At 43.4% G+C, this 21339-nt stretch carries 20 protein-coding genes; 15 read left to right on the top strand and 5 right to left on the bottom strand.

The annotated features are described in order from the left end of the window. Positions 1-89 precede the first annotated feature (89 nt). From lysS to CO230_RS04785, 4 genes are all read left to right on the top strand, one after another. Positions 90-1787: a lysine--tRNA ligase gene (gene lysS, locus CO230_RS04800; protein WP_122027553.1), complete on the top strand. Its 1698-nt coding sequence runs from the start codon at positions 90-92 to the stop codon at positions 1785-1787. Positions 1788-2045: 258 nt separating this feature from the next. Further along, complete coding sequence (gyrB, locus tag CO230_RS04795) at positions 2046-3980, top strand: DNA topoisomerase (ATP-hydrolyzing) subunit B (protein WP_122027552.1); 1935 nt, start codon at positions 2046-2048, stop codon at positions 3978-3980. A 77-nt stretch (positions 3981-4057) separates the two neighbouring features. Continuing rightward, positions 4058-4864 carry a DUF3298 and DUF4163 domain-containing protein gene (locus CO230_RS04790; protein WP_122027551.1) on the top strand — a complete coding sequence of 269 codons (807 nt, stop codon included), beginning with the start codon at positions 4058-4060 and terminating at the stop codon, positions 4862-4864. Between the two features lie 13 nt (positions 4865-4877). Next, entirely contained in the window at positions 4878-5729 is an 852-nt protein-coding gene (locus tag CO230_RS04785; protein WP_122027550.1) for a diacylglycerol/lipid kinase family protein, read from the top strand. On the opposite strand, the gene CO230_RS04780 is transcribed toward CO230_RS04785, so the two are convergent. Then, positions 5730-6371, bottom strand: coding sequence for a MarR family winged helix-turn-helix transcriptional regulator (locus tag CO230_RS04780; RefSeq protein WP_122027549.1), 642 nt, complete (start codon positions 6369-6371; stop codon positions 5730-5732). Positions 6372-6598: 227 nt separating this feature from the next. Between CO230_RS04780 and CO230_RS04775 the strand changes: the two genes are divergently transcribed. The 11 genes from CO230_RS04775 to rplI all read left to right on the top strand — a co-directional run bounded on the left by CO230_RS04775 (position 6599) and on the right by rplI (position 15172). Then, on the top strand, positions 6599-8065 hold the full coding sequence (locus CO230_RS04775; protein WP_122027548.1) for a phytoene desaturase family protein: 1467 nt from the start codon (positions 6599-6601) through the stop codon (positions 8063-8065). Between the two features lie 13 nt (positions 8066-8078). Next, the gene (locus tag CO230_RS04770; RefSeq protein WP_122027547.1) at positions 8079-8924 is read left to right on the top strand and encodes a phytoene/squalene synthase family protein; all 846 of its coding nucleotides are present in this window, start codon (positions 8079-8081) and stop codon (positions 8922-8924) included. Further along, positions 8924-9385, top strand: coding sequence for a hypothetical protein (locus tag CO230_RS04765; RefSeq protein ID WP_162989979.1), 462 nt, complete (start codon positions 8924-8926; stop codon positions 9383-9385). Before CO230_RS04770 ends, CO230_RS04765 begins: the two co-directional genes overlap by 1 nt. Before the next feature lie 3 nt (positions 9386-9388). Beyond that, positions 9389-9862 carry a sterol desaturase family protein gene (locus tag CO230_RS04760; RefSeq protein ID WP_122027545.1) on the top strand — a complete coding sequence of 158 codons (474 nt, stop codon included), beginning with the start codon at positions 9389-9391 and terminating at the stop codon, positions 9860-9862. 3 nt (positions 9863-9865) lie between these two features. Beyond that, positions 9866-10579, top strand: a complete 714-nt coding sequence (locus CO230_RS04755) for a lycopene cyclase domain-containing protein (protein ID WP_122027544.1) — start codon at positions 9866-9868, stop codon at positions 10577-10579. Continuing rightward, positions 10569-11078, top strand: a complete 510-nt coding sequence (locus CO230_RS04750) for an SRPBCC family protein (RefSeq protein ID WP_122027543.1) — start codon at positions 10569-10571, stop codon at positions 11076-11078. The genes CO230_RS04755 and CO230_RS04750 overlap by 11 nt, the downstream gene beginning before the upstream one ends. Next, on the top strand, positions 11075-12502 hold the full coding sequence (locus CO230_RS04745) for an SDR family oxidoreductase (RefSeq protein WP_122027542.1): 1428 nt from the start codon (positions 11075-11077) through the stop codon (positions 12500-12502). The genes CO230_RS04750 and CO230_RS04745 overlap by 4 nt, the downstream gene beginning before the upstream one ends. A gap of 110 nt (positions 12503-12612) precedes the next feature. Beyond that, a complete protein-coding gene (locus tag CO230_RS04740; RefSeq protein WP_122027541.1) occupies positions 12613-13575 on the top strand; it encodes an NAD-dependent epimerase/dehydratase family protein in 963 nt (320 codons plus the stop codon). Positions 13576-13796: 221 nt separating this feature from the next. Next, positions 13797-14138 carry a 30S ribosomal protein S6 gene (rpsF, locus tag CO230_RS04735; protein WP_122027540.1) on the top strand — a complete coding sequence of 114 codons (342 nt, stop codon included), beginning with the start codon at positions 13797-13799 and terminating at the stop codon, positions 14136-14138. Between the two features lie 29 nt (positions 14139-14167). Continuing rightward, positions 14168-14470, top strand: coding sequence for a 30S ribosomal protein S18 (rpsR, locus tag CO230_RS04730; protein WP_122027539.1), 303 nt, complete (start codon positions 14168-14170; stop codon positions 14468-14470). A 180-nt stretch (positions 14471-14650) separates the two neighbouring features. After that, positions 14651-15172 (top strand): 50S ribosomal protein L9, encoded by a 522-nt coding sequence (gene rplI, locus CO230_RS04725; RefSeq protein ID WP_122027538.1) that lies wholly within the window; start codon positions 14651-14653, stop codon positions 15170-15172. 118 nt (positions 15173-15290) lie between these two features. Here rplI and CO230_RS04720 read toward each other — a convergent pair whose 3' ends face one another. The 4 genes from CO230_RS04720 to CO230_RS04705 form a co-directional block, all read right to left on the bottom strand. Next, complete coding sequence (locus CO230_RS04720) at positions 15291-16811, bottom strand: FMN-binding glutamate synthase family protein (RefSeq protein WP_122028893.1); 1521 nt, start codon at positions 16809-16811, stop codon at positions 15291-15293. Between the two features lie 102 nt (positions 16812-16913). Beyond that, positions 16914-19241, bottom strand: coding sequence for a beta-glucosidase BglX (gene bglX, locus CO230_RS04715; RefSeq protein ID WP_122027537.1), 2328 nt, complete (start codon positions 19239-19241; stop codon positions 16914-16916). Between the two features lie 12 nt (positions 19242-19253). Beyond that, the gene (locus CO230_RS04710) at positions 19254-19961 is read right to left on the bottom strand and encodes a prolyl oligopeptidase family serine peptidase (protein ID WP_122027536.1); all 708 of its coding nucleotides are present in this window, start codon (positions 19959-19961) and stop codon (positions 19254-19256) included. 1 nt (position 19962) lies between these two features. Next, the gene (locus CO230_RS04705; RefSeq protein ID WP_122027535.1) at positions 19963-21336 is read right to left on the bottom strand and encodes a glucoamylase family protein; all 1374 of its coding nucleotides are present in this window, start codon (positions 21334-21336) and stop codon (positions 19963-19965) included. Positions 21337-21339 lie beyond the last annotated feature (3 nt).

The raw sequence follows: 21339 nt of genomic DNA, 5'->3' as shown, positions 1-21339 counted from the left end.
ATACTCTTCAGCAGCGGATGTTTCCTGTAGAAAGCGACCGGAAATTGCCGGAAATTCGCTAAATTTGCAGCCTTAAAAAGCAACAAAGCATGCAGTTATCAGAACAGGAATTAATCAGGAGAGAAAAACTCGCCACCCTTACCAAAATGGGGATTGACGCGTTTCCTGCTGAAGAGTATAAAATATCGCACACCACCAAAACCATCCGCGAAGCATTTTCGGAAGGTAAAAAAGTGCAGATTGCCGGCCGCCTGATGAGCCGCCGCATCCAGGGAAAAGCCAGTTTTGCAGAGCTTCAGGATTCTGAAGGCAGAATTCAGGTATATTTCAACCGTGATGAAATCTGTACCGGTGAAGATAAAACCCTGTATAACGAAGTGTATAAACACCTTTTGGATATTGGGGACATCATCGGTATCGAAGGCGAACTTTTCACCACCCTGGTTGGTGAAATGACTGTAAAAGTTGAGAATTTCAAGATTCTGACGAAATCTTTGCGCCCACTTCCCCAACCCAGGACGGATGAAAACGGCGTGGTGTACGACGCTTTCAATGATCCCGAACTCCGCTATCGTCAACGTTATGTGGACCTTACGGTAAACCCGCAGGTAAAGGAGGTTTTTGTTAAAAGAACAAGACTTTTCAACGCCATGCGTACCTTTTTCAATGACGCTGGATATTTCGAGGTAGAAACGCCCATCCTCCAATCCATCCCCGGTGGCGCAGCAGCAAAACCTTTCATTACACATCATAACGCCCTCGATATTCCTTTATATCTGAGAATCGCAAATGAACTTTACCTGAAAAGACTCATCGTTGGTGGTTTCGATGGGGTATATGAATTCTCTAAGAACTTCCGTAATGAAGGGATGGACAGAACCCACAATCCGGAATTCACCGCTATGGAAATCTATGTAGCCTACAAAGACTACAACTGGATGATGGATTTCACTGAAAAACTCCTTGAATTCTGCGCCATTCAGGTAAATGGCACCGCCGAATCCACCTTTGGCGAGCACACCATCAGTTGGAAAGCGCCTTATCCAAGAATTTCGATGACTGAAGCCATCCAGAAGTTTACCGGTTTCGACATTACCGGAAAATCTGAAAAAGAACTTTATGATTTTGCTAAATCCATTGGTATCGACGTTGATGAAACCATGGGCAAAGGAAAACTCATTGATGAGATTTTTGGGGAGAAATGTGAAGGAAATTTCATTCAGCCGACCTTTATCACCGATTACCCGATTGAAATGTCGCCTCTAACTAAAAAACACCGCAGAAAAGAGGGCCTTACCGAACGTTTCGAACTGATGGTTTGTGGAAAGGAAATCGCCAACGCCTATTCTGAGCTTAATGACCCGATCGACCAGCGCGAACGTTTTGAAGCGCAAATGGCCCTAAGTGAAAGAGGTGATGATGAGGCCATGTTCATTGACCATGATTTCCTGCGGGCCCTAGAATATGGGATGCCGCCAACATCAGGCTTGGGCATCGGCATGGACCGGCTAATCATGTTCCTTACCAACAACCCATCCATCCAGGAAGTGCTATTTTTCCCTCAGATGAAGCCTGAGAAAGCTGTTCCGCAAATTGAACTCGGTGAGGATGAAAAAGCGATCATCGAAATCCTGAGATCCCAACCCGATCCCCTGGAACTGTCGGAAGTGAAAAACAGAAGCCAACTCTCTGGCAAGAAATGGGATAAAGCCACCAAGAATCTCACTAAATTCGATCTGGTTAAAGTAGAAAAAACCGAAGACAAGATCCTGATGAAGCTTGTTTAATCATCAAATATCATTTAATCCTCTGTGTAAGATCAGAGGATTTTTTTGTTGCTTGAAAATTAATCAATTCAGCAAGTCAATGGTTGTATATCTCTAATCAAAACACATCATGACACAAGCAATAACGCTTTCAAATCCGGGATATTTTATGTATATTTGTTGGTCTTTTATCAGACAGTCGAAGGACTTGAAAACAGCAATAAAATTTTAACCGAATTTATATTAAAACCAGCCCTCAACCGCTGGTAATAAAACATTATGAGTCAAAAACAATATACAGCAAGCAGTATTCAGGCGCTGGAGGGGATGGAGCATGTTCGTATGCGCCCATCCATGTACATTGGCGACGTAGGCCTTCGTGGTTTGCACCATTTGGTGTACGAAGTGGTAGACAACTCTATCGATGAGGCGCTGGCCGGCTACTGCGACACCATTACCGTAACCATCAAGGAAAATAACGGGATTGAAGTTACCGATAATGGCCGGGGTATTCCGGTAGATTTCCACGAAAAAGAGCAGAAATCAGCCCTTGAAGTTGTAATGACCAAGATTGGTGCGGGTGGTAAATTTGACAAAGATTCTTACAAAGTTTCGGGTGGTCTGCACGGTGTGGGAGTATCCTGCGTTAACGCGCTTTCTACCGAGATGGTGACGACGGTATATCGTGACGGCCATATATACCAGCAAACATATTCGCGCGGTAAGGCACAGGCGGATGTACAACAAATCGGTAACAGTGATAAAAGAGGAACCATGCAGTTCTTCCAGCCCGATGATACCATTTTTACCGAACTTGTCTACAATTACGACACACTCGCAAGCAGACTTCGTGAACTGTCTTACCTTAACAAAGGAATTACGATAACGCTTACCGACGAAAGACAGAAAGAAGAGGACGGCTCTTTCAAATCCGAAACCTTCCATTCCGAAGGAGGACTGAAGGAGTTTGTAGAATATATCGATGGTAACCGCGAAAGCATCATGCAGAACGTGATCTTTATGGAAGGTAATAAAGATGACATCCCTGTAGAAGTAGCGATGCGTTACAACACTTCTTATAACGAAAATCTGCACTCTTACGTTAACAATATCAATACCCATGAAGGTGGTACTCACCTAGCAGGTTTCCGCCGTGCACTGACGAGAACGCTTAAAAAATTCGCGGACGAGTTGGGGCTTCCGGCTAAAGAAAAAGTAGAGGTAACCGGCGACGACTTCCGCGAGGGACTAACCGCCGTAATCTCAGTTAAGGTGATGGAGCCTCAGTTCGAAGGACAAACCAAGACCAAACTCGGTAACTCCGAAGTTTCCGGCGCGGTGGACAAGATTGTGGGCGAAATGCTTACCAACTTCCTGGAAGAAAACCCGAATGAGGCAAAGCTTATCGTTCAGAAAGTAGTTTTAGCAGCAAAAGCACGTCAGGCCGCCAAAAAAGCGCGCGAATTGGTACAGCGCAAGTCCCCTATGGGTGGCAGCGGACTGCCGGGTAAACTCTCCGACTGTTCTTCAAAAGACCCATCAATCTCAGAACTCTTCCTCGTAGAGGGTGACTCTGCGGGTGGTACGGCAAAACAAGGCCGTGACCGTCATTTCCAAGCGATTCTTCCATTAAGAGGTAAGATCCTGAACGTAGAAAAATCCATGCTTCACAAAGTGTATGATAATGATGAGATAAAAAACATCTATACCGCTTTGGGTGTTTCGGTAGGGACTGAGGAAGACAGCAAAGCGCTGAACATCAACAAACTGCGCTATCACAAGATCGTTATTATGACCGATGCGGATATTGACGGTTCTCACATCTCTACGCTGATCCTTACCTTCTTCTTCCGTTATATGAAGGAACTGATTGAAAATGGTTACGTCTACATCGCGCAACCACCACTTTATCTTCTTAAAAAAGGCAATAAGAAAATCTATGCCTATAATGAAAAAGAACGGGAAGAATTCACCTTGGAACTGTCACCTGATGGTAAAGGCGTGGAAGTACAGCGCTATAAAGGTCTTGGGGAAATGAACCCGGAACAACTTTGGGAAACTACCCTAAACCCCGAAAACCGAATCCTAAAACAGGTAGGCATTGATAGTTTGGCAGATGCCGACAATGTATTCTCTATGTTGATGGGCGATGAAGTACCACCACGCCGTGAATTTATTGAGAAAAACGCGGTGTACGCCAAAATTGATGTTTAATTGAAATATCAACCGATTTATATGAAAAACCGTCTGACTGGACGGTTTTTTGCAGTCGGTACACAAATAAATTTGTTATGAAAACACCGGTTCTTATTTCCACTATCCCTGTATTGCTCTTTAGTTGCAGTAAAAAAAACCCTGAAATTACCCCCAAGGTAAATACGCCTACAACAGAAGTCATACATAAGATTTCAGTTTCCGACTCCATTAAAGTAGAAGATTCTGCTAAAATCACCGATGTCTTGACCGGGGAATTTCATGCGAAAGTTTTAGTTTTCGAGAATATATCAGATAAAACGCTTCAGGACAGCCTGTATGCACCACTGAACATCAAGCTTGATAATTACAGCAAACAGGAGCTCCAAAAAGGACTCCATACAAAAAAAGAAGCTTTCTACCAAGAAATCAAAGAGTTGCTAAGTGACTGGTCACCGGAATTCAAACAGATCTGGGGACAGCATAGCGCCATGAAAGTCTTTTCAGACAAAAATGATTTCCTTACTGTACAATACACTGCTGATGGCTATACCGGCGGCGCCCACGGCTATTACAATGAAATTTATAAAGTTTTTGATACTGAAAACCTAAAAACGCTTCAGCTTAAAGACATACTAAAAGCACAAGACCCGCAGATCTGGAGCCGTATTCTGATGGATAATTTTCTAAAAAACGACCTGGATACCGAACAAGCACAGATGTTACTGGTAAAAGACATCCCGCTGAACAATAATTTTTACTTTGATGACCAACACCTGTATTTCCTCTACAATCAATATGAGATTGCGGCGTATGCAGCCGGCCCCATCCTCATAAAAGTACCGTTTGCTGATATCAAACCATTTCTGAACGATACGTTTAAATCTCGGTTAAAAATTCAGTAATCGCCCCGATTCTATGGAGAAAGTCGCCTTCATCATCAATCCGTTTTCTGCCGGTAAAAACTACATTCCGTTCCTGAATGCGCTATTAAGGAGCGTTCCTACGGCCAGATATTACATCTCAGACTCGGTCGCCGGCACGTACCAATATATAGCGCAACAAATGGAAAGTACGGATATTTTTGTGGCGGTTGGCGGTGATGGCACCATTTCTACTGTAGCGCAGAAGATCATTCATACAGATAAAATACTGGCCATATTCCCTGCCGGTTCGGGGAACGGTTTCTCTAATGAAACTAAATTCACCAAAAACCTTAAGGAACTTTTAGCCAAAATCAGGACGAGGAATGTTAAAAAAATCGACACTTTTTCGGTTAATGGCCGGCTATCAATCAACGTATCGGGTACCGGCTTTGACGGAAAAGTCGTGAAAGAATTCGAAAAAACCAGCCGTGGGTTCAAAAATTACATCCGTGTTTCGGTGCAGACTTTCTTTAATTATCAGCCTATCGAGGTAAGGTTCATTACCCAAGCTTACCAACAGTACAATGGCCGCTACCTGATGCTGAACATCGCCAACACCCGCCAGTTCGGTAACAATGCGTATATCGCCCCAAAAGCGAGTAAAAGTGACGGACTTGTGGATGTGGTTCTGGTGAAAAAATTCCCCTTGCGTTATTCCTTGCTATTTGCCTTCCGGATGTTTACAAAAAGGCTTCGCGATGATGACTTTGTGAAGTATCTGCCTGTTTCGGAGATCGAATTCGACGTCAATACACGCAACTGGCACCTTGATGGCGAATTTCATGAAATTGAATCGCCCGTAAAAATTGTGGTTGCTCCTAAAAGCCTGAATATCCTCACCTGATCAAATCAGCTTTTCGATCTCATCAATGCCTTCATGGCGGTAGTTGTTGTAAATGGTATCGTGGAAGGTATTTAACTTCTTCAAAAACTTCAGCAGGTTTTCTTTTTCATCTGTATTCAGCTGCCCACACATGATTTTGGAGACAACCGTAATATCTTGCATAGACTTTTTAAAGACTTTCTTACCTTTTTCCGTTACAGAAATCCGGGTGCTGCGGCGGTCGTTCTCATCCTTTCTTTCCTGTAACAAGCCGTTTTTTACCAGTCGTTTAATGATTTCGATACCGGTTTGTTTTTCGTGTGCGTTTTTTTCAATCAGCTGCATTTTTGTCAGCGAGGGATAATCCATCATCCTGTATAGATAGGTGAAATCCTCGTTCACCAGATCAGGATATTTATCTAACGACTTCTTTATCAGTTGCTTAGAATATCGCCCAAGCATTATCACCTGTTTAGCGATTTCATTTTCAAGATCAAATACTTCGAGGTTGAATTTTTCAGTTAAATTTCGTGGATTCTCTCTTTCGTAGGCTTTTTCATTCAGGTGCAAACGAAAATCCTCCAGCGTAATCTGCGTGGTAGGATTTTTGCTTTGAAGGCCGTCGAGTTCCTTTAAAATATCAATGATTAAATTTAACTCCATTCTATTTATTTTTCAGGACATTTATTACGGTATTTTGCCGGTAATAAAATCTTTATTTTAAACCACAAAGATAAGCAAACTGCCGCCACCGGGAATATGATTAAAAATTGCATCAGTAAGCGCTGTAGAGACTTTGTGGCACTACATTATAATTCCTAAGACAAAATTAGTAAAATTATTTTCTTATTTGAATATAAAAGTATAGTTTTGTTCTAACAAACCAATTTATGAAGAAGGTAATTATTATCGGTTCCGGGTTTTCGTCATTAGCTTCCGCCTGCTATATGGCCAAAGCAGGTTATGAGGTGACCATACTCGAAAAAAATGAGCAGATTGGCGGCCGCGCCTCTATGCTGGAAATTGATGGCTTTAGATTCGATATGGGGCCAAGCTGGTATTGGATGCCGGATATCTTCGAACGCTTTTTCGGTGATTTTGGTAAAAAAGTCTCCGACTATTATACACTTGAAAAACTCTCGCCCGCCTACCGGGTATATTTTGGCAAAGATGATTACCTGGATATCGCGGACAATCCTGAAGACATTATTAAAACCTTTGAACAGGTGGAACCCGGAAGTGGCCGACATCTACAGACCTTTATGCGCAAGGCAAAGGCAAACTACGAAATCGCGATGCAAGATTTGGTGTATAATCCCGGTAAATCCCTTCTTGAACTGGTAAGTCCGCAAACCGCACTACGGCTGCCACTTTTCGTACAGAACATTTCGGAAACTGTAAGAAGAAAGATCAAAAACCCGAAACTTCGCAGCATTCTGGAGTTTCCGGTGCTATTTCTCGGAGCCAAACCCAGCGACACGCCAGCATTTTATAACTTCATGAACCATGCGGATTTCGGGTTGGGCACTTGGTATCCGAAAGGCGGCTTCAATGCGGTAGCAAAAGGCATGGCCGCACTGGCTAAAGAATTAGGTGTTGAAATGTTGGTCAACCAAAACGTGAAAGAGATTACTACGGCTGATGGTTTGGCCAATAAAGTGGTGACCGAAACCAGCGTTTTCGATGCGGATATCGTCATCTCCGGGGCCGATTATGCGCACACAGAAACGCTGCTTGAAGCCAATAAAAGAAACCATACTGAAGATTACTGGCAAAAGAAAACATTTGCACCATCCTCTTTTCTATATTATGTGGCGTTCGACCGGCCTGTACCACAACTTCAGCATCATAATCTATTTTTTGATACAGATTTCAGTAAGCACGCGGAAGAGATCTATGATACAAAATCACTTCCGAGAAAGCCTCTTTTCTACGCGAATTTCTCCAGCAAAACCGACGATACATTATGCCCGCAAGGCAAGGAAATAGGCTTCTTTTTGATTCCGGTCGCTGTGGATTTACAGGATTCCGAGGAAATCCATGAAAGATATTTCGAACTCATCATGAGCAGGATCGAGAAAAACACTGGCGAGAACCTTCGTAACGCTGTTTTATTCAAAAAAAGTTTTGGCGTATCAGATTTTAAAGAAAGGTACAATTCTTGCCGCGGCAACGCATACGGACTCGCGAACACTTTGATGCAGACTTCGGTGCTCCGTCCACAGATAGATAATAAGAAAATAAAAAACCTTTTCTACACCGGCCAGCTTACTGTACCCGGTCCCGGTGTACCACCTGCGCTGATATCAGGCAAGGTGGTAAGCGAGTATATCCTCCGCCGGTTCAAGCAAATTTAAAAACATATAAGTGATGAATAACCTGGAAATTTTTGATAAAGTATGTGGACATTCCTCGAAAATGGTCACCGAAAAATACAGCACCTCTTTTTCGCGCGCGTCCACGCTTTTTAAGCCCGAAATACGGCAACATATTTACAACATTTATGGTTTTGTACGTTTTGCTGATGAAATTGTAGATACGTTCCATAACTACAATAAAGCCAAACTTATGGAAGAGTTTGAGCAGAATTACCGTAGTGCCCTGGAAAACGGCATTTCGCTAAATCCGATCCTACATTCATTTTGCCTTACCCAGCGCGAAAAAAATATTCCGCAACATTTGGTTGACGCTTTCCTCCATTCCATGAAGATGGATTTGGGTGAAATAAAAGACTTAAATGATGACAAGTATAACGAGTACATCTATGGTTCTGCGGAAGTAGTGGGACTGATGTGTTTAAAGGTCTTCGTGAACGGAAATGATGAAGAATATGAAAAGATGAAACCTTATGCACAAAGTTTGGGCGCAGCTTTTCAGAAGATCAACTTCCTGCGCGATATCAGCGCTGATTTCAATGACCTGAACCGCACCTACTTCCCGAATGTAGATTTCCGAAAGTTCAGCCTGGCAGATAAGAAAGCCATTGAAGAAGACATCGCGGCAGACTTCGAGCACGCCTTTAAAGGCATAAAAATGCTGCCGATCTCGAGCCGAATCGCGGTTTTTATGGCCTATAAATATTATATCAATTTGTTTAAAAAAATCCGCCGGACTAAACCTGAAGCGCTGCTTCACAAAAGAATCAGTGTATCAAATGCCCGCAATATTTATCTTTTCGGGGAAATGATGCTGAATAAAAACCTAAATCTGGTATAATGAGACAAAAGACCTTTACCCTATTTGCTGTAATTTTATATTTATTTGTTAATGCACAAGATGTGAGCACCTACCGGGCTTTAATGCAGGAAGGTGCCGACTCTGAAACTGCAGCAGCAAGCTTAGTGGATAAGTCGAAAAAAGCTTTTGAAGCTACCAAGAAACCCATCCATGAAGCCTTTTACGCCATGGGGAACTTTATGCTCGCAAAACACAGCAGCAATCCGATGCGTCAATTTTCATACTTCAAAAAAGGACGGACCGCACTAGACAACGCTGCCAAAAAGGAGCCTGCGAATCTTGAAATACGCTTCCTGAGATTTATGACACAGGAGCGCGCGCCCGGATTTTTAGGTTATAATAAAGACTTGAAAAGCGATAAAGCCTTTATGTTGGCTGAATATAAGAAATCTACCGACCAGGAGCTGATAAAAAGAATTAAAAACCATTTTAAGATTTAAACTATGGAAACACTTGGTTTCATCCTCATCACCCTTGGGGTATTTGTAGGAATGGAAGGGATTACGTGGCTCACACACAAATATATCATGCACGGTTTGGGCTGGTATTTTCATGAAGACCACCATCAGCCGGGCTATCCGCATGTCTTTGAAAAGAATGATTTTTTCTTTGTGATTTTTGCTATTCCGAGTATCCTGCTGTTCTATTTTGGGAGCCGTGGAGAAGTGAACTGGATGTTCTTCGTAGGATTGGGCATCTTGATATACGGCATCTGCTACTTCCTGGTACATGATGTGCTGATCCACCGCCGTTTCAAATGGTTTGATAAGACCAATAATTGGTATTTCCGAGGGTTGCGGAAAGCGCATAAAATCCATCATAAACATCTGGACAAAGAGGATGGCGAATGTTTCGGGATGCTGTTCGTTCCGTTTAAATATTTTCGTGAAGCACGTCTATCTACCGTAAAAAAATAAATCTTGGAGTCATACTACTATCTTTTACTTGATGTTTTAAGTTTTTCGATACCATTCATCTTCAGTTTTGAACGGAAAAGGATGCATTTCATACAATACTGGAAAGCATATTTCTCTTCGATACTTCTGGTAGGATTATTCTTTATCGCCTGGGATATTTACTTCACCGTAAATGATGTTTGGGGGTTTAATGACCAATATCTAATAGGTTTCAGAATCTTTAACCTACCATTGGAAGAATGGCTTTTCTTTCTGTTGATCCCTTATGCAAGCGTGTTCATACATTACGCGCTGGAATATTTTTACCCTAAAATTATTTTAAACGAGAAAATAACCTTCGGGATCTCGCTTATTTTATTCATAGTTTCTGCACTTGTAGCGGTAATGAATACCGATAAGATCTACACACTCTGCAGCTTCGGCCTGTTCGCAGTATTGATGCTTGGCCAACTGATTTACCGCTGGAAGGACGCGCAACGCTTCTACCTTAGTTTCATCATCATTTATCTTCCTTTTTACTTCGTTAATAATGCATTGACTGGAAATTACTCCGAAAATCCTGTGGTGTTTTACGATCCTCAGGAAATATTAGGAATCCGGGTAGGCACCATGCCGCTTGAAGACAGTTTCTATTGCTATACATTGCTATACAGCATTGTGTTGCTTTTCGAATACCTTAAAAAGAAATGGGATACCCCAACAAACCATGGAATGTAACATTATAAAACAGTCGGGGATATACACCCTCACATCAGCGCAGGTTTTGCCTATTTCCATGGAAGAAGCTTGGGACTTTTTCACTGTCCCACAAAACCTCGACCGTATTACACCGGCAGAGATGAACTTCAGCATTACCAATAAACCGGTAACCGAAACCTATGCTGGCCAGATCATTACATATAAGATCGGTATTATGCCCTTCATTAAAAACAACTGGATTACAGAAATCACACACCTTAAGGCTCCCCAGTCGCACAACAACCGAAGACATGCCTTTTTTGTGGACGAACAGCGGTTTGGGCCTTATGCCATGTGGCATCATGAACATCATTTCGAGGAACTTTCAGATAGTTCCGTTAAAATGACCGACATCGTCAATTATAAGCTCCCCATGGGACTGTTGGGCGATTTATTGGCTGGCGCAGCCGTTAAAAACCGTGTGAAATTCATTTTTGAAAGTCGCTACAAGATATTATCAAAGATTTTTACGGCATGAAGATTTTTCTCACCGGCGCCACAGGCTACATTGGCAAAAGATTATTGATACAGCTACTGGAAGAAGGCCACGAAGTCATCTGCTCGGTGCGCGACCGCAACAGGTTCAGCACAAAACTCTTCAAAAATCAGCAGCATCTGTTAACAATCATCGAGAATGATTTTTTGGATGAGCATACGCTTCAGAACATTCCGGAAGAAATAGATGTCGCGTATTACCTGATCCACTCTATGTCTTCAGATGACGGGGATTTCAGTAAGAAAGAGACTTTATCGGCCCTAAACTTTAAAAAAGCCCTCGAAAAAACGAATGTACGCCAAGTCATTTTCCTCACAGGCATCATCAATACCGAACGGCTTTCTAAACATTTACAGTCGCGCAAACAGGTAGAAGAAGCTTTGCAAAGCGAAAAATATGCACTCACAAGCCTTCGGGCAGGCATCATTGTAGGCTCTGGCAGCGCTTCATTTGAAATCATCCGCGATCTTGTAGAAAAACTACCCGTTATGATTGCGCCTAAATGGCTGCGAACCCGTTGCCAGCCAATTGCCATCCGGAATGTCATACAGTTTCTGGTGGGCGTTTTGGGGAAAACATTTACGTTTAATAAAAACTACGATATTGCGGGTACCGATATCCTGTCTTACCGCGAAATGCTTTTGCAGTACGCGGAAGCCCGTCACCTGAAACGCCGCATTTACCTGGTGCCGGTTATGACGCCACGTTTTTCATCCTATTGGTTGTATTTCTTGACCAGCACCAGTTATCCGCTCGCAAAAAACCTGGTTGACAGCATGAAGGTGGACGTCATCGCCAAGGAGAACCACCTGGCCGAACAACTTGGCATACAGCTATTCTCTTACAAGGAAGCCATCGCCATGGCTTTTGATAAAATTAAACAAAACGATGTACTTTCAAGTTGGTACGACTCTTTTTCAGGACCTTTTCATGCCAGAAATGTATGGCAGTATCTGGAAGTTCCGTCGAAAGGTTGTTTTAAAGACATTCGGCAGATGAAAGTGAACGATGAAGCGGCAGCCACGGAAAGAATCTTCAGTATTGGCGGTAAAACCGGCTGGTATTACGCAGATTTTCTGTGGCGGATGCGCGGTTTCCTCGACCGTCTCTTCGGTGGCGTGGGCATACGCCGGGGGCGCCGCAACCTCAACCATCTGGAGGCTGGTGATTCCGTAGATTTCTGGCGCGTATTGTATGCCGACAAAGGCGAAAAAAGGCTGCTGCTTTTTGCCGAAATGAAAGTTCCGGGTGAAGCCTGGCTGGAGTTTAAAATCAAAGACGGCATCCTTCATCAGGAAGCTACTTTTCGTCCTTTGGGACTTTCGGGGCGGCTCTATTGGTATTCCGTACTGCCTTTTCATGGACTCATATTTAACGGGATGCTGAAGAAACTTGCCGGAAAATGATTCCCCCAGTTCTTTCAATGCGTCGCCACTCGTGAAAGTCTGTAAAAAACGGGGGTAGTTCTTTCTTATACGCGCTAATTTGTTAAATTTGCTTAAATCTAAATAAAAGCATGGAATCCTACACGGAAAAAATTCTTATCACCGGTGCCCTGGGGCAAATCGGCACCGAACTTACCAACAGATTAGTAGCGCTGCACGGCGCTGAAAACGTAATAGCTTCGGGACTTGACCGTTGGGACAAAAACATTACTTCAGCAGGATTTTATGAAAGAATGGATGTCACCAACACCCAACTGGTACGTCAGGTTGTGAAAGATTATGAAATTACCACTGTGTACCACCTCGCTTCCTTGCTCTCCGGGACCTCTGAAAAACAACCGCTGTTCGCCTGGAAACTGAATATTGAGCCGTTGCTTAACTTTTGCGAAATGGCAAAGGAAGGCCTGTTGAAAAAAATCTTCTGGCCCAGCTCCATCGCGGTATTTGGCAAAGGCATCCCGAAAGAAAATGTGGGACAGGAGGTAGTACTGAATCCTACCACCGTGTACGGAATCTCGAAAATGGCCGGCGAAAAATGGTGTGAGTACTACTACGATAAATTTGGTGTTGACGTGCGCAGCATCCGTTATCCAGGGCTTATTTCGTGGAAAACGCCTGCGGGCGGTGGCACTACAGATTATGCGGTAGAAATCTTCTACGAGGCTGTGGAACGTGGCAGATATACCAGCTTTATCTCGGAAAACACCGCTATGCCAATGCTGTATATGGATGATGCGATAAATGCGACACTGAAATTGATGGAAGCGCCCAAAGAACAGCTCTCGGTACGTACGTCGTATAATCTGGGAGGCTTGTCCTTTACGCCTGCACAGTTAGCGGCAGAAATCAAAAAAGAAATGAGCGATTTCACGATTGATTACGAACCTGATTTCCGACAGGCTATCGCGGACTCCTGGCCGGCATCGATTGACGACAGCATCGCTAAGAAAGACTGGGGGTTAACCTATGATTTCGACATTACAGCGATGACAAAGGACATGCTGAAAAACCTTAGAATCAAACTGAAGAAGTAACCGCAAAAGATTTCAATATATAAGAACGTGGGTTTTAAGACCCGCGTTTTTATTTTAACAATCTTCCCTGCTTCACCGTGTTTTTTATATTAAAGCAGTTTTATTGGCTTTCATTCCAAACACATCCCAAATCCTTCATCATTATTATACTGAAAGATTGCGACTTCCAAAAATAATCGCTACTTTTGCACCTCGAAATATTTAACCAATTATTTAACATTATGAACAATTACGAAACTGTTTTCATTTTAACTCCCGTTCTGTCTGATACTCAGGTGGAGGAAGCAGTACAAAAATTCGAAGATCTATTGACTTCACACAATTGCGAGATCGTTGCCAAGGAAAACTGGGGACTGAAGAAACTCGCTTACCCAATCCAGCTTAAGAAGAATGGTTTCTACACGCTGATTGAGTTCAAAGGTGAAGGAACTGTGGTTGCAGATTTAGAGCTTGCTTTCAAACGTGACGAAAGAGTTATCCGTTTTCTTACAACAAAGCTCGATAAGCATGCGGTAGAGTACGCTGTAACGAGAAGAGCTAAAAACAAATCTGCGAAAGCTTAATTTATTAACCCACACAAAAAAATTACACAATGGCAATAGACGATATGGCTAAACAAGCCTCAGCAGGTGGAGAATCTGAAGTAAAATTCCTTACACCGCTTGACATCAATACAAAATCTGAAAAAAAATACTGCCGATTCAAAAAGTACGGAATCAAGCATGTAGATTATAAAGATGCAGACTTCTTATTACAGTTCGTAAACGAGCAGGGTAAAATCTTACCAAGAAGATACACCGGAACTTCTTTGAAATACCAAAGAAAAGTATCCGCAGCCATCAAAAGAGCAAGACACCTTGCAATGATGCCTTACGTAGCTGACTTATTAAAATAAACAAAACTGCAATTAGCCATTAGTTTCTAGCTTTTGGCTTTTTGTTGCTGAATAATAATTAATTCTAACTGTTTTAGATATTAGACTTTAGATATTAGCCATTAGATCTACGATTCATTTCTTATTTTTAATTTCTAAGCTCTAGCTTCTAACCTCTAAAATCTAAACAAGACAACAACAATGGACATTATCTTAAAAAAAGACGTAGAAAACTTAGGACTTGAGTTTGATACCGTAAGCGTAAAGCCAGGTTACGCAAGAAACTTCCTTTTACCACAAGGACTTGCAGTATTGGCAACACCAAAAAACAAAGCTGCTCTGGAAGCTACTCTTGAAGCAAGAAAAGAAGAAGAAGCTGCATTGGTTGCAAAAGCTAACGCGATTGTAGAGCAACTGAAGAAAACAAGCATCACCATCGCTGCTAAAGTAGGTTCAGGTGACAGACTTTTCGGTTCTATCAACAATGCTGACCTTTCTGAAGAACTTTCTAAAGCAGGGGTAAGCGTTGATAAGAAATACATCAAAATCCCAGGAAACACGATCAAGAGAACTGGTAAGGTAGAAGCGAACATCCGTCTTCACCGTAATGTAGAGCACGCTTTCGAGTTTGAAATCGTATCTGACGCTCCACCAGCGCCTGCTGCTCCAAAAGCCGCTCCAGCGCCTAAGAAAGAAGAGGAAACTCCAGCTGAAGAAGCTTAAGACCATCTTCCATATACAAAGAAAGTCCGGTAAATATTTACCGGACTTTTTTTGTGCCTATAACCCATAAAAAAACTGAAACAGTAGTTGTTTCAGTTTCCTAAGTGTAAAGAAGGGCTTAGTACTTGCGTTGCCTCTCCTTCACGTTTCCTAAGATATCCGGGAAATAGACATCCGAAAGATGGTCGAACTCATCACCACGCATAAACATGCTGGCATCTACTTCTTCATAAGAACTTCTTCCCGCAGCCGCAATCAGTTCATTGCACGTCCTCAGCGTGTTTTTATGGAAATGATATACACGTTCGCTTTTATCAGTCACATCCAGTCCTTTAATCAGCATTTTATCCTGTGTGGCCACACCGGTAGGGCAATTGTTGTTATTACAACGCAAAGCCTGTATACAGCCAAGTGCAAACATGAAACCGCGGGCATTGTTACACATATCCGCGCCCATTGCTATAGCGCGCAGGATATCGAGTGATGTAAGTACTTTTCCGCTTGCAATAATGCGCATTTTATCGCGCAGATTAAAGTTTTTGAGGGTTCTGTTCACAAAAATAAGTGCAGGCTCCAATGGCATCCCTACTCCATCAGAAAATTCTGGTGGCGCCGCACCGGTACCGCCCTCTGCACCATCTACCGTAATAAAGTCCGGATAGATCTTCAAGACATTCATCTGTACACAGATATCTTCGAACTCTTTGGTATCACCAATGCACAGTTTGAAGCCTACAGGCTTACCACCCGAAAGCTCACGCAGTTGCTGGATAAATCTCAGCAAACCGGCCGCATCCGAGAACGCTGAGTGTGAGGGTGGCGAAATGATCGTCATACCAGGTCTCACGTGGCGAATCGCTGCAATCTCTGGCGTGTTCTTACTGCCTGGCAATACACCGCCATGCCCTGGTTTAGCACCTTGGGAAATCTTTATCTCAATCATTTTCACACTATCCAACGCTACATTTTTCTTAAAGATTTCAGGGGAAAAGCGTCCGTCATCATCACGGCAACCGAAATAACCTGTACCGATTTGCCAGCAAAGGTCGCCACCTTCCAAATGATAAGGGGAAATACCACCCTCACCTGTATTATGAAAGAACTGGCCTTTTTTTGCGCCCCGGTTCAGTGAGATCTGTGCGCGGTCGCTTAATGAACCAAAACTCATCGCTGAAATATTGAACAATGAGGCATGATATTTCTGTGTACACTGCTCGCCACCTACCCAAACGCGCGGCAATTCTTCATTGGGAGACTTTGCATAGATAGAATGTTTGATGCCTTCATATTTGCGGTGGTTGATCTCGCGCTGCGTACCGAAAGGCACGGTATCGCTGATGTTTTTGGCACGGCGGTAAGCGGCAGAACGTTCGTTACGCGGAAATGGCTTCCCATCCGTCTCGCGTTCGATGAAATACTGCTGCATCTCGGGTGAAATACCTTCGAAGAAATACCGGAAATAGCCTAAAACCGGGAAGTTACGAAGAATGGCATGTTTCGTCTGGAAACTGTTGTAGATACCTAACGCATATATGCAGGTAAGAAGGATGGGGATCCAATAATGTGCTTTAATGAGCAATGCAATGGCCCAGACCGCCACCAGCAAAATGATGCCCCATTTGATGAATTTGTCTCTCATTACAGATTTGTTTTTTTTAAGATAAAATGACCACAAATTTACCAATAATAAACCGGCAAAAAAAACCGCTTTCGTTTTACAGAAAGCGGTTTTTATTAAGCATTATTTAGACCAGTTTATTTTGGTTTTCTGTACCTCCGCAGAGTTGGTACCGATCATGATTTCAAACTCGCCGGGCTCCCAGTCGTATTTAAGTTCATGATTATAAAACTTCAGGTCCTCCGGTGTTATGGTGAAGGTCACTCTCTTGCTTTCACCTTTTTTTAGAAAGACTTTCTGGAAACCTTTCAACTCTTTTACCGGACGTGTATTGCTGCCCACGATATCACGGATGTATAGCTGCACCACTTCTGCACCATCATAATTACCAGTGTTCCGAAGGTTAATACTTGCCTGGATGGTTTGGTTGCCTTTCGGGTTGGTATTGGTAACATTCATATCCGAATACGCAAACTGCGTATAGCTTAGCCCGTAACCAAATGGGTAAAGCGGCGTGTTGCACTCATCCATATAATTGGCGCGGAAACGTTCATACTCGCATTTATCAACCTTTTCCTGACTTAGTGGACGGCCGGTGTTCTTATGGTTATAATAAATAGGGACCTGGCCCAGACTTCTTGGGAACGTAACGGGTAATTTGCCTGATGGATTCACTTTACCGTAAAGTACGTCTGCGATGGCGTTACCGGCTTCTGAACCGGCAAACCAAACATTCAGGATGGCATCGGGTAGATCTTTCACATTGGTAAGTGCAAGCGGGCGCCCAGTGAACAATACCATCGCGATTGGCTTACCGGTTTTTTTAAGTTCGTGCAGCAGGTCTATCTGTGATTGCGGGATGGTAATTTCGGTTCTTGAGGATGACTCGCCACTCATCTCGGCAGACTCACCGATTGCCAATATAATTACATCGGCCTTGTTTGCCACATCTACAGCTTCTTTCAGCAACACTTCTTTTGGGCGGTTATCGCGGTCTGTAATTTTCCCGTGGGCAGCGTAGATGTTTTCGAGCTTTTCATCATAGTCGATGTTTGCACCTTTAGCGGAGATAAATTTTACATTTTTACCGAAATTATCTTGCAGGCCTTTCATTAAAGTGACAGAATTGGCATGTTGTGCAGCCACACTCCAGGTGCCTGTCATATTTTGTTTATTGTTAACCAATGGGCCAATAACAGCTACAGTGCCATTTGCTTTTAATGGCAATACGTTGTTCTCATTTTTCATAAGAACCATGGATTGTGCGGCTACGTTGCGTGCAATATCACGGTTTTTCTGGCTATAGACTTCTTTTTTTGCCAATTTCGCATCACCATAACGGTAAGGATCGGTGAAGAGTCCCAGGTCATACTTGGCTTCCAGCACACGTCTTGTGGCTAAGTCAATTTCTGCTTGGGTTACTTTGCCTTCCTGTAAAGATTTCTTTAGAGTGGTTAGGAACCCCTCACCTACCATGTCCATATCAATACCTGCTTTAAGCGCTAGCGCTGAAACTTGCTGCAAATCGCCAACACCATGATCTACCATTTCGTTGATGCCGGTATAATCTGTCACCACGAAACCATCAAATCCCCACTGGTTACGCAAAACTTCGGTCTGAAGCCAACGGTTTCCGGTCGCCGGCATACCATCCACTTCATTGAATGATGCCATTACCGAGCCTACCCCGGCGTCCACAGCTGCTTTATATGGAGGGAAAAATTCATTAAACATGCGTACGCGGCTCATGTCTACCGTATTATAGTCCATACCAGCCTCACCTGCACCGTAAAGCGCAAAATGTTTCACACAAGCCATAATGGTATTGCTAAGTGATAGATCCTTGCCCTGATACCCGTATACCATGGCCTTGGCGATTTCACTGCCCAGATAAGGATCCTCGCCTGAACCTTCAGAAATACGGCCCCAACGTGGCTCGCGAGAAATATCCGTCATCGGCGAGAATGTCCAGGAAATACCGTCGGCAGAAGCTTCATTTGCTGCTACGCGTGCAGATTGCTGTATCAGATTCATATCCCAGGAAGCTGCGAGACCGAGCGGAATGGGGAACGTAGTCTCATACCCATGAATAACATCCATCCCGAAGATCAAAGGGATTTTCAGGCGGCTTTTTTCTATAGCTACTTTCTGTACCGCACGTATTTTATCGGCACCTTTAATGTTAAAGAGTCCGCCTACCAGGCCATCTTCTATTTTTTTACCTATGTTGGAGCTTTGTGCCTGCCCGGTAGTGAAATCCCCGGCACTTGGTAAATTAAGCTGACCAATTTTTTCGTCAACCGTCATTTTTGCCAACAGTGATTCTACAAAAGCTTTTTTCTTCGATTTGTACTGTTCGGTCTGATAAGCCTGAACGGGCTTGTTGACCATTTCCTGCGCAAAAAAATAGGGAGCCAGCCCTAATGCTGCGACTAATACAAGTTTCTTCATATTCTTCTAACTTTAATTTTTATTCTTATTCTGGGCCAGCATCCATTCATATAATTTCGGATTGGAGTAGGTGGAATCCCAGGAGTTGTGGTTATCGTCCGGGAAAATGACGAGTTCTACCTGTTTATTTGTTTTACGGATTGCCTGATAGATTTCAATAGCGTTCATGGGTGAAACAATATCATCATTACCGCCATGAAAGATTTTCATCGGCAAATTACTGTACTGAGCCGCGCGTACTTTGAATAAACGATCAACCGGCGGACAGACGGGCACCACGGCTGAAAAGAGATCCGGATGCTCCATCGCTAATTTCAGCGTGCCCCAACCGCCCATGGAAAGACCGGTGAGTATAATGCGCGATTCATCGATTTTATATTTCTGCTGAATTTCTTTGATGAGGTGGTATACGGCCTCGGTATCCCACCAAACATTGGGCGGGCATTGGGGCGCCAAGATCGCCACGGGTTCCTTAATTAGGTTCTTATAAGTAAACGGGCTGTGCGCCTTTACCATTTCCAGGTCGGTGCCACGTTCCCCAGAGCCGTGCAGGAAGACGATGAGCGGCACTTTTGCGTTGGTGTTCTGAGGATAATCCAGCAGGTAAGTTATTTGTTGAACTTTCTTTACCTCTTTCTGAAATTTGGCCTTGATTTCCTGTGCTGTAAGACTTACTGAAAAAAAGGCAATAAAAAACAGCGATTTCAATAAAACATTCATGTCAGAACTTGTATTTGGTAGATTTAAAATCTAATTTCTTTAGTCCGGCTTTAATTTCAGGCGCATTCATGAAGAGTTTCCATAAAAGGCCGGTCCGGTAATTCTCGATCATCGGGGCGATTGTACCTTGGTCGATCGCTAAATATCTTGGCGTAAACCAATTGTCATAATGCACGGAAGTCGCATCGTATGGCCCGGCAGAACCAATGAATTGGGGCTTTTCTTCATACAGAAAACGAAGAACACCCATGGATTCTTTCGGGGTATAAGGAAAACTGCTGAGCGCCGCTGTAGGCGTTACCACACCGTTATCTTCTTTCGGATTGTGCGCCCGGTAACCTACGCTTCCATTTTCATTACGTGTATAACTCGCGGTAAGTCCCCAGTAATTGCTGCCGTATCCTTTATAATTCTTAGGATTTTCTATACTGTAATTGTATTGGATAAGGGCATGATTTCGGTTGAGATCGAAATAGTTTTTTACCAAGCGATCAGAAAGGCCAGTAGGATCAAGCCCCAGGTAGGAATAATGTGCCCAGAACATCGGGCCGCCATATTCTTCTGCGCCATTATGCTTCACATAAAGAGGCAGGCCGTACGTTTTCCGATCGGTTAGATAAGTCCCGTTACGCGTCCAACCTTGGTAGAAAGTTTCGGCATCAATCGGGTAAGTTGGGGACGAAGCCGCTAAGATGTAGGTAACAAGCGTTTCATCATAGCCCTGCAATTTGTGGTTCATTTCCCAACCATTGATTGGTGACCAGTGCCAATAGAGTACTTTTTCGCCGCCTTTGGTATACCAGCTCCATTCTACCCCTTTCCACAGTTCATCCATCTTGGCAGCGAGTGCTTTTTCTGCGGTGTTTCCGTTTTTAAAATATTCTCGAACGGTAATGATGCCTTCTATCAGAAAAGCTGTTTCTACGATATCGCCACCATTGTCTTTCTTGCCAAAAGAAACTGTTTTCCCGGTTTTACCATCGAGCCAGTGTGGCCAAACACCATGATGACGGTCTGCTTTAGCCAGAAAATCTGCGATATGTGTTAAGCGTTTCACCGCTTCATCACGCGGGATAAATCCCCTTTCCACACCTACCAAAATAGTCATCAGTCCAAAACCGGAACCGCCGGTAGTAACCACATGAGCATCATTCTGAGGATAGATACCGTCTTCATGATAACGTTCGCGGCCCATTAGAGAGTTGGGTTCGGCAAAATCCCAGAAATATTTAAGTGCATCGCGCTGCACACGGTCCATCAGTTGTTCATCGGTCATTTTTACAGGCACTTGCGCGGTCGTGGAGTCTATAGGAAGCGTATTGCACGAAAACGCCAGTGCCGCTGTAAAAATTATATATGCAAATTTCTTGATCATTAA

Source organism: Chryseobacterium sp. 6424 (genome assembly GCF_003692615.1).
GTDB lineage: Bacteria > Bacteroidota > Bacteroidia > Flavobacteriales > Weeksellaceae > Kaistella.
Note: the sequence above shows the minus strand (reverse complement) of the source record. Positions and strands in the feature narration are given on the sequence as shown.